General features: G+C 47.0%; 9 protein-coding genes. 8 read left to right on the top strand and 1 reads right to left on the bottom strand.

Annotation, left to right across the window (positions count from 1 at the left end; all coding sequences use genetic code 11):
- Positions 1-61: 61 nt before the first annotated feature.
- A complete protein-coding gene (locus ACWNM1_RS21880; protein WP_449602631.1) occupies positions 62-1,324 on the bottom strand; it encodes a TraB/GumN family protein in 1,263 nt (420 codons plus the stop codon).
- Between the two features lie 209 nt (positions 1,325-1,533).
- On the opposite strand from ACWNM1_RS21880, the gene ACWNM1_RS21875 reads away from it, so the two are divergent.
- The 8 genes from ACWNM1_RS21875 (at position 1,534) to ACWNM1_RS21840 (ending at position 13,062) form a co-directional block, all read left to right on the top strand.
- Complete coding sequence (locus tag ACWNM1_RS21875; RefSeq protein WP_449602630.1) at positions 1,534-2,655, top strand: glycoside hydrolase family 88 protein; 1,122 nt, start codon at positions 1,534-1,536, stop codon at positions 2,653-2,655.
- Positions 2,645-4,807, top strand: coding sequence for an alginate lyase family protein (locus ACWNM1_RS21870; protein WP_449602629.1), 2,163 nt, complete (start codon positions 2,645-2,647; stop codon positions 4,805-4,807). The genes ACWNM1_RS21875 and ACWNM1_RS21870 overlap by 11 nt, the downstream gene beginning before the upstream one ends.
- Positions 4,808-4,874: 67 nt before the next feature.
- Positions 4,875-6,596, top strand: coding sequence for a histidine kinase (locus ACWNM1_RS21865; RefSeq protein WP_449602628.1), 1,722 nt, complete (start codon positions 4,875-4,877; stop codon positions 6,594-6,596).
- The gene (locus tag ACWNM1_RS21860) at positions 6,596-8,179 is read left to right on the top strand and encodes a response regulator transcription factor (RefSeq protein WP_449602627.1); all 1,584 of its coding nucleotides are present in this window, start codon (positions 6,596-6,598) and stop codon (positions 8,177-8,179) included. Before ACWNM1_RS21865 ends, ACWNM1_RS21860 begins: the two co-directional genes overlap by 1 nt.
- A gap of 170 nt (positions 8,180-8,349) precedes the next feature.
- Complete coding sequence (locus ACWNM1_RS21855) at positions 8,350-9,279, top strand: carbohydrate ABC transporter permease (RefSeq protein ID WP_042125419.1); 930 nt, start codon at positions 8,350-8,352, stop codon at positions 9,277-9,279.
- 15 nt (positions 9,280-9,294) lie between these two features.
- On the top strand, positions 9,295-10,131 hold the full coding sequence (locus tag ACWNM1_RS21850) for a carbohydrate ABC transporter permease (protein WP_042186014.1): 837 nt from the start codon (positions 9,295-9,297) through the stop codon (positions 10,129-10,131).
- Between the two features lie 143 nt (positions 10,132-10,274).
- Positions 10,275-11,672 carry an ABC transporter substrate-binding protein gene (locus ACWNM1_RS21845; RefSeq protein ID WP_449602626.1) on the top strand — a complete coding sequence of 466 codons (1,398 nt, stop codon included), beginning with the start codon at positions 10,275-10,277 and terminating at the stop codon, positions 11,670-11,672.
- A 115-nt stretch (positions 11,673-11,787) separates the two neighbouring features.
- Positions 11,788-13,062 carry an alpha-L-fucosidase gene (locus ACWNM1_RS21840; protein ID WP_449602625.1) on the top strand — a complete coding sequence of 425 codons (1,275 nt, stop codon included), beginning with the start codon at positions 11,788-11,790 and terminating at the stop codon, positions 13,060-13,062.
- Positions 13,063-13,075 lie beyond the last annotated feature (13 nt).

The raw sequence follows: 13,075 nt of genomic DNA, 5'->3' as shown, positions 1-13,075 counted from the left end.
GCTGCCTTCAAAGTCATTGTAGATGACTAAGAGACAGCCTTATTTATTTTGACACTAGTATTTATTGTTTGACGACGTTAAAGCCGTCTTTTTGCAATTGAGTCACAATGCCATCATCACCCAGCATGTGTAGTGCACCAACAACGACAAGATAAGTCGCTTTTTTATCACTATTCAAATACTCTTTTACATGCTTCACCATGTTGGCATTCCGATCCGAAACGAGACCCTTATAGTATTCTGGCTCCTTAGCGACTGCTTGTGTCATAGCCACGAGTGATTGTTCATCCCCCTGCATCCACATTTGGGATAATGCATCCAGCGAAGCCGTTGCTGCAGCTTTGTCCGTTTGCTTGAGGCTATCGAGTGTATCAAGGAGAAGCTTTTCTTGCAATCCATCTGAGAATTGATTGAACATGTTCAGCTGCAATTGCATATTTTCCAATTCAATGATAGGTTTATTCAGTTTGCCTGCCTTCTGTGTGAAATATAGGTCGATACCCGTATCAGGTGTATAATCTGTTGTTTGCATTTGTAGGCTTGAGATACCTTGAGTAACGACCCATGGCTTATAGGAATCGAATGCATTTCCTGCAAGACCATTTGCTTTCAGAAGCGCAACAACTTTGTTATAGGTATCAGCGGAAACGTGATCCTTGAGCTTGGTCCCATCTGTATAAGAACCTTTCTCCGTAAGGAACTTTTGCATCTCCGTTTGATCAACCTTTGTTAAGTCAACTTCGACCCCGAGATATTGAGATGCTTCAAAAGCAGCTTCAATTTCCGGGCGTAGCGGGTACATTTTGTCGTTAGCCACATGGATAGAACCAAGTAGATAGACGGTATTGCCGTTGTTCTCCACTTTCCATAAGAATCCGGTGCTACCTGCAGCCTCGTTATTAGCTACAAAGGTGATGGTGCGCTGCACCGCATTCCATTCTACCTTATAGCCGATCGTTTCACCGATAAAGCGGACAGGAACATAGGTGACATTGTTGATGGTTTTAGGAGCCACTTCTAGTTTTTTCTTCTCCCCGTTTACCGTTGCCGTGGTGCTGCCGATAGTCAGTGAGAGGGCTAGTCCATTTTTGGTCCCCGTTACGGTTTGGGTCTTTTTATTCCAATTCATATTTACATTAAGCTTCTCTAGAAGTGGACGCATAGGAACCAAGGTAGTTCCTTTTTCTACAACAGGGTTAGAATTTCCTAACTTAATTTCTGTTCCATCAATCCACACACCGACAGGCTTTTCAGCCGCATGGGCAGTGGTAAAGACAGACATAACCATGAAAATGGATAAAAATAATGCACCTAGCTTTTTCATGAATAGGACACTCCGTTTCTAAAAAGAATGAAAGTTGTAAGTCACTTTCTGATTTTAACGTATTTTTCCATAAATAGTTATATATTTTGTTACGTCGTACAAAAGTCAAAATAATGCACATCAAAGCAAAAATCGCCCCTATTAGATCCTGTTCACTCTCCTTATCATGAGACGTAAGAAACGAAGAGCCTGAAGGGAGCAAGAAACTTATGTGGAGCAGTGCGATTGAGGATGCGATAGAGAAGGTACGTAAGAACATAGACCGGTTCGGGGGCAGTTTCCCTCATGTCAGCAGGAATGGAACTTATGAGCTTAATAATAACGACGACTGGACTAACGGATTCTGGAGCGGAATGTTGTGGTTGTGCTATGAATATACGCAGGATGACAGCTTCCGTATTGCGGCATCTCATACTGTAGAGGATTTCCGTCGCCGTTTCGCGGCAAAGACGGTGCTTGATCATCACGACATCGGATTTTTGTATTCGTTATCCTCCAAAGCCCAGTGGATGATAGAAAAAGACGAATCCGCACGTCAGTTGACACTGCAAGCGGCAGACTTACTGCTGAAGCGCTGGCGCACAGGCGGTGGATATATTCAGGCATGGGGACCTATCGGAGATGCCCAAGAAGGCGGGCGCATCATTATTGATTGCTTGTTGAATCTACCTCTTCTGTATTGGGCGGAACAACAGACCGGGGATTCCCTATATCGGCAGGTGGCGATCATGCAGGCAGATAAGTCGAAACGTTATCTGGTGCGGGGAGATGACAGCTCCTACCATACGTTTTTCTTCGACCAGAAGACCGGAGAGCCGATTGGGGGCGCTACGCACCAGGGCTATACTAACGGATCGACTTGGACGCGCGGTCAGGCTTGGGGCGTCTACGGTTTTGCATTATCTTACCGTTATACTAAGGATCCATTGTATTTGGAAACGTCCAAGCGGATGGCCCGTTATTTTCTGGAGCATTTGCCACAGGATCATGTCGCTTACTGGGACTTTAATGCTCCAGTGTCTGCGGATACGTACCGGGATAGCTCGGCCTCTGCAATTGTTGCGGCTGGACTACAGGAACTGCTGGAGCTAATGGAAGATGAAGATCCCGAACGGGCTTATTTTCAGCAGGGATTAATACAGTCGATGACTTCACTTGTGCAGAACTATTCCACGATCGGTGAAGATGCGGAGGGGCTGCTGAAGCACGGCTCTTACCATGTACGCGGCGGTCTGTCTCCGGATGATTTCATGATCTGGGGAGATTATTTCTACCTCGAAGCGTTGCTGCGGCTGCAAAAAGGCACCAGGGGGTACTGGTATGAACGCTGATGGCCGAACAACCTCTCTCTATGCTGTCTTTACGCTACTCGACCTTGAGTTACCTGCTCTAGCGCCCGTGAAGGATGCGCTCAGCCAAGCACAGCAGGACGATGCGCTGACTGAATTGCATCGGTATTTGACTAGTCGGAGCACGCCGGGCTGGCGGGCAGAGGACAGTCGGAAACAGCAGCATATCGATTATATACAGCAATATTGCGCAGATGAGCTGGAAGTCGTAATGAAGACGGCGGATGAAGTTATGGAGCAGACGTTTCTTTTTCGGTTTCCCTGGGACATGGAACGCAGCCGCATTCCGGTTACCTTTGAGGAAGAAATTTACTGGGGCTATGTTCCGGACAAGGATGTAGAATGGGCTTATATGCTGAATCGCCACCGCTACTGGGTGGCATTAGGACAAGCGTATGCGATAACAGGTAATGAGGAGTATGCGAGAACATTTTGCTGTCAGCTTGAAGATTGGATGGACCGTAATCCTGTTCCAGACATTCCTACGAATGATACGCTGACTTGGCGGACCATTGAAGCGGGTCTTCGCTGTGCGAACTGGATCAAAGCGTTGTCCTATATACAGGATAGTCCGTTGCTCACACCGACGCTTCTGGCGAAAGTGATGATATCCCTTCATGAACACAGCGAATATTTAGCTTTATCGTTTACGGGCTGGAAGAATATCAGCAATTGGGGCGTTCTGGAGACTTGTGGTTTATTCCAAACCGCGCTCTACTTCCCTGAGTTCACTAGGGCTAAGATTTGGCGACAGCTAGGTGAGGAGAGATTGGGGGAGACGGCTAGAATCCAGGTCATGGCGGACGGTATTCATTGGGAGCAATCGCCCACCTATCACCATGAGGTTCTGGTATGTTTTCTCGACTGCATCCGCTTGGCTCGCATGAATGGACTGGAGCTACAGGATGAACTTCAGCAAAAAGTTCATCAAATGGCCGTCGCTTCCTTGTATTGGGCCAAACCGAATCATCGGCAGCCGATGCTCGGGGATAGCGATGACAGCGATGTCCGTTCGATTTTGACTTATGCAGGTTGGTTGTTCCAGGATTCTGTGCTCCGCTTTGGCGGATACGATCATATGGATTATGACAATGCCTGGTTGTTCGGAATGAATGGAGTTGAAGGTTACGAGCAGCTGATTGCGGAGGAACCGCCTTACTTGTCGCGCTCTTTCACACATTCCGGTCATTATATGATGCGAACGGGTTGGGACGAGCAGGACTTGTACCTATATTTCCACTGCGGACCGCTTGGTGGTGGACATGGTCACGCGGATTTGCTACATTTCGATCTGCATGCCTTTGGGCGGGATATGCTTACCGATCTGGGCAGATACAACTATAGTGATCACACACCACTTAGAAAATCGTTAAAAGAAAGCGCTGCCCATAATACGACTACTGTTGACGGAATTGGATTCACTGAAATCACGGATACATGGTCCTTCTCCCAAATTGCGAAGCCGACAGGCAGCAAATGGATCAGCAATCCGGACTTTGATTATGTGGAGGGCAGCCATGATGGCTACCGTCATTTGGATGATCCGGTACACCTGCTAAGGAGGATCATATTCATCAAGCCTTATTACTGGCTTCTGGTCGACAGCTTTAGCTGCCGTCAGGAGCATACGTTTTCCCAGCATTTTCATTTTGCACCCGGAGCGGTTCAGATGGACGACGAGACATTCATTTGCCGTACAAAAAATGAGCAAGAAGCCAATCTTTGCATTATTCCCGTTAATGTTAAAGGACTTCAGGGCAAGATTGATGACGGGGTAATCTCCCGCGAATACAATCTGCTGGAACCCAATCAGCATGCCGTTTACGCCCGAACGGGAAAAGGAACGGTATCGATGATGCAGATGCTGTACCCGCAGCCTTCCGGTGAGCCGTTCTGTCCACTGGTTGAACAGGTGCCGATTTACCGCCATACGGGTGAAGCTGTGGATGCTATGCAGGCGGAGGCATGCCGGATCAGCTTCCCTGAAAGGAACGAGGAGCATATGATCGTGATCAGCCATGAGGTTCCATCCAGTCACTTGGATTCCTACGTAGTGGAAGGTATACAAATCTTTGGTGAAGTAGTGCTTATTGTTTTCGCAAACGGTCAAAAGAAAGTCACGGTAATCAGATAATGCATGTATACTGGATAACGGGCTGATAGAATAAAAGAAAAGAGCATGAGAGAGGCGCGGAGAAGACATGTTCAAATTCACTTACTATAGACGTATCCAGGTTTCATTTCTTTTGCTGATTTTTATTCCGCTGATTGCAGTATCGATCATCTCCTTTGTGCTTATTCGGGATACTATGGTAGAAAAGCTGCAGCTCAGCAACGATAACTTCCTGAACGTTATGATTGACGAACTAAACAAGACCATTGATGATGTGACATTTGCATCGCATTTTATTGTAAACGATACCAATTTTCGCGCCAATCTGAAGGTCTTTGCAGATACCGAGCGACTGAACACCTATCAGGATTACGTACATTTTACGCAAATTCAGGATGTGTTTTCGCTCATCAACTCTAAGCCGCTAAATAATAACATTCGCATGTATTTGGTCAACCGGAAACACTTTGTGATCTCGTCTGGGACTGAGAATTTATCCGTGATTAATGCCAACATGGACAAGCTGATGGGACGTGTCAATATTCACGAACCGGAGACATTACAATGGCTTGGGATGGCCGACAGCGGTTCCGGTAAAAGCAGTAGCTACTATATTGCCAGAGTAATCTATGATAGCCGGGAGAAACAGCAGGTGTCTGTGCTTCTCATCTCCATTCCCGATGCCTATTTCAACAAATTGCTCGGGCCGGTCGAGTTTGGCAAGCTGGCGTTGTTTGATTCCAGAGGAGGTCTGATCGCCGGGAACTCAGAGCTAGCCCCAGATGGCAAGGAAGCTAGAGGAAGCGTGCGTACGGCCAGAGCCATCGACAAATCCAATTGGGAGCTGGTCTATGAAGCTTCTGAGAAAGAATGGTCGGGCCAGATTTCGCGAACTTTTTATAGTGGCATTGGTTTAGTACTTCTCTTGTTTATTGTCTTTTCGGCCACTTCCATGCTGATTGCCAAAAGATTGCATAGTCCAATCATGAAGCTGCAGCGCGTTGTGCGCCAGTTCGGGATGGGGAATCTTGATGTCAGGCTGGAGGTCAAGGGCAAGGATGAAATCGCTGAGCTGGGGCAGACATTGAATACTATGCTGGATCAACTGCAAGGATTGATTCACGACATCGAGCTGGAGCAAGAACAGAAGCGTGTGATGGAACTTGAGGCGCTGTTTATGCAGATTCGTCCCCACTTTTTAATCAACACGTTGAATTCGATCAAATGTAGCCTTATTTTGGCTAAAGATAAGCTGCACAGCGGGATCATTGATTCGCTAATGAGTCTTCTCCGTGCCTATCTGAAGGTCAATGAACCGGCTACCTTACGGGAAGAATGCAGACTGCTTGGTCATTATATCGACATCATGAAGATCCGCAACGAAATCCCTCTTGAACTGGAGGTCGATCTGGAAGCGGATACAGAGAAGCTCATCGTTCCTAAACTTATTCTGCAGCCTCTCGTAGAGAATGCTATCGTTCACGGTCTAGTAGACCACCCAGCACCGCGTATTGTCGTCCGTGCGCGAACGATCCCTGATGGGATTATGATTGAAGTCGAAGACAATGGCTGCGGAGCAGGGGCAGAAATTCTGGCAGGACTGAACCGCAGATTGCTCTACAAGGACGATGAACAGGATGGAACTTATCAAAGGGTCGGTTTAATTAACGTGGTTCAAAGGCTGAGGCTGACCTATGGTCAGGATACCCGCTTGTCGCTGCATAATTTGCCGCAAGGTGGGGTGTCCGTTTCTTTGTATTTGCCGCAAGGCAATCATCAGGTTAATCTGCCCGAGAGAGAGGGATATTGATGTATAAAGTGATGCTCATAGATGATGATGTTCCTATGCTCAAGGTGCTTCAGCAGATGATTGACTGGGAAGCACATAGCTTGCAGATTGTCGGCAGCACCTATTCCAGTGCCAAGGCGTTATTAATGTTTGAGGAAGTGCAGCCCGACATCGTGATTACGGATATTGGCTTGCCGCAAAAGAACGGGATTGAGCTGGCCGATTACTTTACCCGGATGAAGCCGGAGGTCAGAATTATTTTCCTGACCTGTCATGAGGATTTCCATTATGCTCAGCAAGCGGTAAAGCTGAAGGTGGATGACTATTTAATCAAGGACCAGCTTACGGACGAGCAACTGGAGAAAAGCCTTGCCAAGTCTGTACGCTTGCTTAAATCGAAGATCGGGTTAATCAAGCATGGGGAGACGGGTTACAACAGCCAGTTATTCCGGCAGAATTTGCTGCAAAGGGTGATTGGCGGCGCCCCGCCCGAAACCACGCTAGCCTATGCGGCGCAAATCGGCATATCCTGGACGTACCCGTGGTTCATGCTGGGCACGGTCAGCATTCACTTTTCCAGTTTCGAGAAGAGGTACAAGCAGAGCGAGTATCCGCTTATTTTATATGCCATCTACAATATAGCCCTAGAGCTGTCCGAAGCGTGTGAGGGAATTACGCCTTTTTTGGAGCAGAAGAATATTGTGATTCTGTATAATTACCGTGTGAATCTGGCGCAGAATGCCAGTCTTTATTTTCATGATTATTTACAGCGATTGTGTTCCGAGTGCTCCCATCTCCTTAAGATTCAACCGGGCATCATCGCAGTCACTGAGAAAATAGAGCTGCAGGCGATCGGACAGATTCATCGGCAAATTGTCCAGGACAAGTGCGAGTTCTATGCGAGTGCGGAATACACAGTTCTGGATACTCTGCAAATTGCTACTCCTCGCTTCCATCCTGCTCCTCAAGGATTTCTGGATAGTTATATCCCGCAGATGGAACGGGCCGTGATTAAAAATGATCTTGAAGCCATCCGTGGCACTCTTCAGGAAATCGCTAGGACTGCAAAAGTTATGGCTATCCATCCGGGCGATTTCGTCCGGGATTTATCCTTTATGCTCCGCGGTATCGAGCTGATGTTCACTAGCCTAACATTCGATGAGGATCTGTTCGTCTATCTCGTGCAAACCCGCACACTGGAGGATACGATGGAACTGGTGGAAAGAAAGCTTGTGCAGATTACAGGCAACAAACAGCAGGTGGCGGGAACTCCCCCGCAGGAGCCCAAGCTGCAGCTTATCCAGCAATTTATCGATCAGCATCTTGGCGATAACATCACTTCAATCGATATGGCACGTTATCTCTTTCTGGACCCGAGCTATTTCTCGCGTTATTTCAAACGCATGACAGGTCTGACCTTTACGGACTATGTGCATCAGCATAAGATGAAGGTTGCGACCAAAATGCTGAAAATCTCCAGCCAGAACCTGGAATCGCTAGCCGTCGGTCTGGGATATTCGGACAGAACCTATTTTTCAAAAGTGTTTAAAAAATATGTGGGAACAACGCCGAGCGAATATAAATCCAAACACTCGGTACGCTGAGAAGTGCAAATCTCAACCTACCGAATAAACCCGCCGCCCATCTAGGGCGGTTTTTTTGATGTCGAAAGACAAAGGTCAAAATCTTGCACATCTCGGGTCATAATCACTCCTTCATGCGGAAGGCGGATATATTACTATAATGACAAATCAAATTGTCGAGGTGATACAACGTGGAGGCTGCAAAACAACCTGTGCCAAAAATTCTGCAGGAGAAGCGGAAGTTCTGGACTCCGCAGCGGAAAGAGGCTTTGACCGGGTGGCTGTTTCTAGCTCCGGAAATTGTCGGAATGCTTTTTCTTAATGTATTTGCACTTGGATTCTCACTTTATTTAAGCTTCTCGAAATGGGATCTATTGTCGGGGGTTCAAGGGATCGAGTTTATCGGATTGGATAACTATATCAAAATGTTCCATGATCCGAGCATCATTCAAGCTTTGAAGAACAATGCTATTTATATGATTATGACCGTGCCGATACCGATTGCGATTGCTTTGGTGCTGGCGGCATTGATTCAAAATAGTGTATTTCTTAAAAATTATTTCAAAGTTGCCTTCTTTATCCCTTATATTTCTTCGATTATTGCAATTGCCGCCGTATGGAGCGCATTGTTCCATCCATCCCTTGGACCGATCAATCAGTTCTTGATGGAGCTTGGAATTTCCAGCCCTCCAAAATGGCTGGTGGATCCAAAGACCTCGCTGTTATCGATTGCCATTATCAGTTCTTGGGCGAGTCTGGGTTACACCATTATTATCTATATGGCCGGCTTGACGAATATTTCCGATGAAATCTACGAAGCTGCTGAAATAGACGGAGCCAGCGCACTGAAAAAATTCTTTGCCATCACGGTTCCTATGCTGCGTCCGACCACGTTCTTCTTGCTTATAACCATGTTGATTGGCTCGTTTAAGGTGTTCGACATCATCGCCTTTTTGACCGAAGGTGGCCCGAACAATTCTTCTACTGTGCTTGTGTTCAGGATCTATGAGGAAGGGTTCAAATACTACAACATGGGCTATGCTTCTGCAATTTCCTGGCTGCTATTCGCCGTCATAGGCTTGATCACCGCAGCTACTTGGAAAATGAGAAATGAAGAATAAAGGGGGGAGATTAACATGCAACTGATTAGAAAAAATATGTCCAGAGTGATCACTACCTGCATCATGGGGGCTTTGTCCATTGTATTTCTTATTCCTCTGATCTGGATGATATCCGCAGCCTTTAAATATGAGAAAGATGTTATGCGCTTCCCGATCCAATGGATTCCTGAGAAGATCAATGTAGCGTATAATTTCAAGATGGTTTGGATGGGACGAGTACCTTTTTCTCATTTCTATTTAAATTCCTTTAAAGTTGCGATTATTACAACCTTAATTACACTTATCATTTCATCTATGTCGGCGTACGCCTTGACCAAAATCAAGTTCAAAGGACGAAATATGGTGTTTCTGGCGCTGCTGTCGTTCATGATTATACCTGACCAGGCCACACTGATTCCGCGCTTTCTGCTGATTCGCTGGTTCGGTCTTTATGATACTCATGCTGCAATCATATTAATGAGTATGTTCTCCATCTACTTCACGTTCCTGCTGCGGCAATTTATGATTGGTGTCAGCGACGAATATATTGAAGCGGCGCGAATTGACGGTGCAGGCCATTTACGGATATTCTGGTCTATCATTATTCCGCTCTGCAAGCCGGTGCTCGCTACGGTGGCGATCATCAAATTTATCTGGACCTGGAATGATTACCAGAATCCGCTGATCTTCTTACTAAATAAGAATTTGTACACTATTCCACTCGGTATGACACTGTTCCGGGACGATTATTCGAACAACTATGCGATTATGATGACGGCAGCTGTTTCGGCGATCATCCCGCTCGTCATCGTGTTCATTGCCCTGCAAAAGCAAGTCATTAACGGAATCTCCCTTGGCGGCGTAAAGGGCTGACCTGTGGGTGTACACGATAGATAGTAAAAGTCAAAAATGTGATCCTACAACAGCAAAATTGTGCACTTGGCCAGTAAAGCGGATGCCTATAATAAGAAATGAACAAGGCACTATACTTAAAATTCAGTGCGGGGGGAAGTAAAATGAAAACAAAGAGCAAAAAAAGATTATCCGTTGTACTGGGCTCCATGCTGGCGGTTTCCTTAACGCTAAGCGCCTGTGGAAATTCCGGAAACTCGGAAAAGAATGGGAATGCTGAAGCTGGTACGAATGCCGGGAACACCAAGGTGGACAAGCAAGTCGCCATCAAGTATTACAACTGGGATAATGAAGCCCAGTCGGCTGGTACCGATGCTATGCTGCAGGAATTTATGGATCAGAACCCAGGCATCAAGGTAGAGCATGTGACACTCGTTCCCGGTGATTCTGTGGAGATGCTGAAGAAACTTGACTTCCTGATTTCTTCCGGCGAAGCGATTGATGTTGTTCAGGTGCCAAGCTTGGGAGGCGTGCTTGAACGGGCGACTCGGGGAGCACTTGCCCCGCTGAATGAATTCTATGAGAAAGATAACCTCGTTCCTGAGGATGAATATTATGTGAATGCTAAGGTCGACAACAACTATTATGGGATGCAATATACGAAGAGCAGTAACTATGTGATGCTGAACAAAGATGCACTGGATGAAGCGGGTCTGCCTGTACCTACTTTTGGCTGGACATGGGATGACTACCGCGACTATGCCAAAAAACTGACCAAAGGCGAAGGCGTGGACAAACGTTACGGCACATACTTCCACACTTGGGAGTTGTACATGAACGCTCCAGCTCAAACGATGATGAAAGACCCATTCGTATATGATGACGGAACGACGATCTTCGCGGATCCGACATATAAATATTTCTTCCAGCTGCGTAAAGATATGGAGTCTGCTGATAAATCTGCGAAATCTTATGCGGACGCTCTTGCCGCTAAGCTCAACTATCGTACCGAATTCTTCAATGAAGAAGCCGCTATGATCTTGGCTGGCAACTGGACGATTGCTGATCCAGGTAACACCGAACAGTATCCGCATGAATTCAAGACAGCCTTTGCTCCGGTACCGGTGCCTCCTGCAGGATCGGAACCGAAAGAATATGAAGGCAAATACTTCACCAGCGGCAACATGCTGGCGATGGGCGCAACTTCAAAGAACAAAGAGGCTTCCTTCAAATTGATGAGATTTATGTCGACGGCTGTTAGTGATAACAGACTGGAATTCTCCGGATATAAAAAAGCTGACAATGAGACCTTGCTGACTAAATTGGTCGCTGGCAAAGAAGATATGTATGATATGGATTCACTCAAATACACACTTTTTGATAATGAAATTCAGTTCCTTGACGGTGCGCAGGTGATGACGACGGCAACGTCCGAATTGACCAAAATTATCGATGACGGCTTCAGCAGATTCATGCTTGGAAATGAATCGATTGATAAGGTGCAGCAATGGATGGTTGATGAAGCAACGAAAATTATCAACGAAAAAGGTGTCATCAAGTAAATAGGCAATAAGCGAGGTATCCCAAGTTGGGGACGGGGCTTTGGAAGGTCATCAACCGGCTTTCCAAAGCCTTATTTATACATTGGGCTTACACAATATATGGGAGAGTATAAAAATGATGGAAAGAATTTCTTCAAAGAACAAGTCCGAAGAGCAAGCAGCGTTGCCTTCTAGGGAACAGATGGAGTGGCAGGATCTGGAGCTGGGGATGTTCTGCCATTTTGGAATGAACACGTTTTGCGATCAGGAGTGGGGAGAAGGCAGCGACTCACCTACGCTTTTCAACCCGCTTCATCTGGATGCCCGCCAATGGGTTAGTGCAGCTAAAGAAGCTGGATTCCGTTATTTTATACTGACCGCTAAGCATCATGACGGCTTCTGCCTGTGGCCGACTGCAACAAGCACTTATTCTGTTGCCTCCAGCCCATGGAAAGAAGGGCGAGGCGATGTTGTCAGGGAATGCGCGGAGGCTTGCCGTGAACTTGGGCTAGGCTTCGGCATTTATTTGTCTCCATGGGACAGACATGAGCCATGTTATGCGGATCCGCAAGCGTATGATGATTTCTATTGCCTGCAATTGCAGGAGCTACTTACGGGCTATGGCCCACTTACGGAGATTTGGTTCGACGGTGCAGGATCTGAGGGCCGTAATTACGATTGGCGGCGAATTATGGATCTGATCAAACAATATCAGCCAAGTGCTATGGTGTTTAATATGGGGGCACCAACGATTCGCTGGGTTGGCAATGAAGATGGCGTTGCTCCTTATCCATGCTGGAACACTGCGGATTCCGCGCGGGGTAGCATGTTCAGTGAAGCCTCATTGAACTGGCTTCCCGGAACACCGAGCTGGGTGCCTGCGGAATGCGATGTGCCCATCCGTAAAGACCGCTGGTTCTGGCATCCTCAGGAAGAGCATCTGCTGCTGTCTCTGGAGCAGCTAATGGATATTTATTATCGTTCGGTCGGACATGGGGCGACTTTGCTGCTCAATGTGGCCCCTGACAACCGCGGACTGCTTCCGGAGGCCGATGTGCAGCGACTGCTGGAATTTGGCAAGGAGATCGAGCGCAGATTCGGCAAGGCTCTGGCGGTAAGAGCAGGAACCGGAGATCTTATTGAGCTGGAATTGCCTGTAGCTACCGTGATTGACCACGCTGATATTATGGAAGACATCGCTTATGGCGAGAGAGTGAGCGAATATGTGCTGGAAGCATTCAGTGACGGAGCGTGGCTGGAGTTGAAACGTGGCAGCGCGATTGGCCATAAGAAAATCGACGCCTTCCCTCCAATTTGCACAGAGAAAATACGACTGCGGGTGCTCTTAACTACTGCAAGCCCCAAGATCAGACGGCTTGCCGTCTTTCACTGCGGGGAATCGTTAGAATAGATGTTAAAAAAGG

It is taken from the genome of Paenibacillus sp. Marseille-Q9583 (assembly GCF_976954365.1).
This window is presented reverse-complemented; position numbering and strand designations above follow the sequence as displayed.

Bases quoted from the DNA above. Each gene is read 5' to 3' on its own strand.
- ACWNM1_RS21880 (WP_449602631.1), bottom strand. From the start codon at position 1,324: ATGAAAAAGCTAGGTGCATTATTTTTATCCATTTTCATGGTTATGTCT.
- ACWNM1_RS21875 (WP_449602630.1), top strand. From the start codon at position 1,534: ATGTGGAGCAGTGCGATTGAGGATGCGATAGAGAAGGTACGTAAGAAC.
- ACWNM1_RS21870 (WP_449602629.1), top strand. From the start codon at position 2,645: ATGAACGCTGATGGCCGAACAACCTCTCTCTATGCTGTCTTTACGCTA.
- ACWNM1_RS21865 (WP_449602628.1), top strand. From the start codon at position 4,875: ATGTTCAAATTCACTTACTATAGACGTATCCAGGTTTCATTTCTTTTG.
- ACWNM1_RS21860 (WP_449602627.1), top strand. From the start codon at position 6,596: ATGTATAAAGTGATGCTCATAGATGATGATGTTCCTATGCTCAAGGTG.
- ACWNM1_RS21850 (WP_042186014.1), top strand. From the start codon at position 9,295: ATGCAACTGATTAGAAAAAATATGTCCAGAGTGATCACTACCTGCATC.
- ACWNM1_RS21845 (WP_449602626.1), top strand. From the start codon at position 10,275: ATGAAAACAAAGAGCAAAAAAAGATTATCCGTTGTACTGGGCTCCATG.
- ACWNM1_RS21840 (WP_449602625.1), top strand. From the start codon at position 11,788: ATGATGGAAAGAATTTCTTCAAAGAACAAGTCCGAAGAGCAAGCAGCG.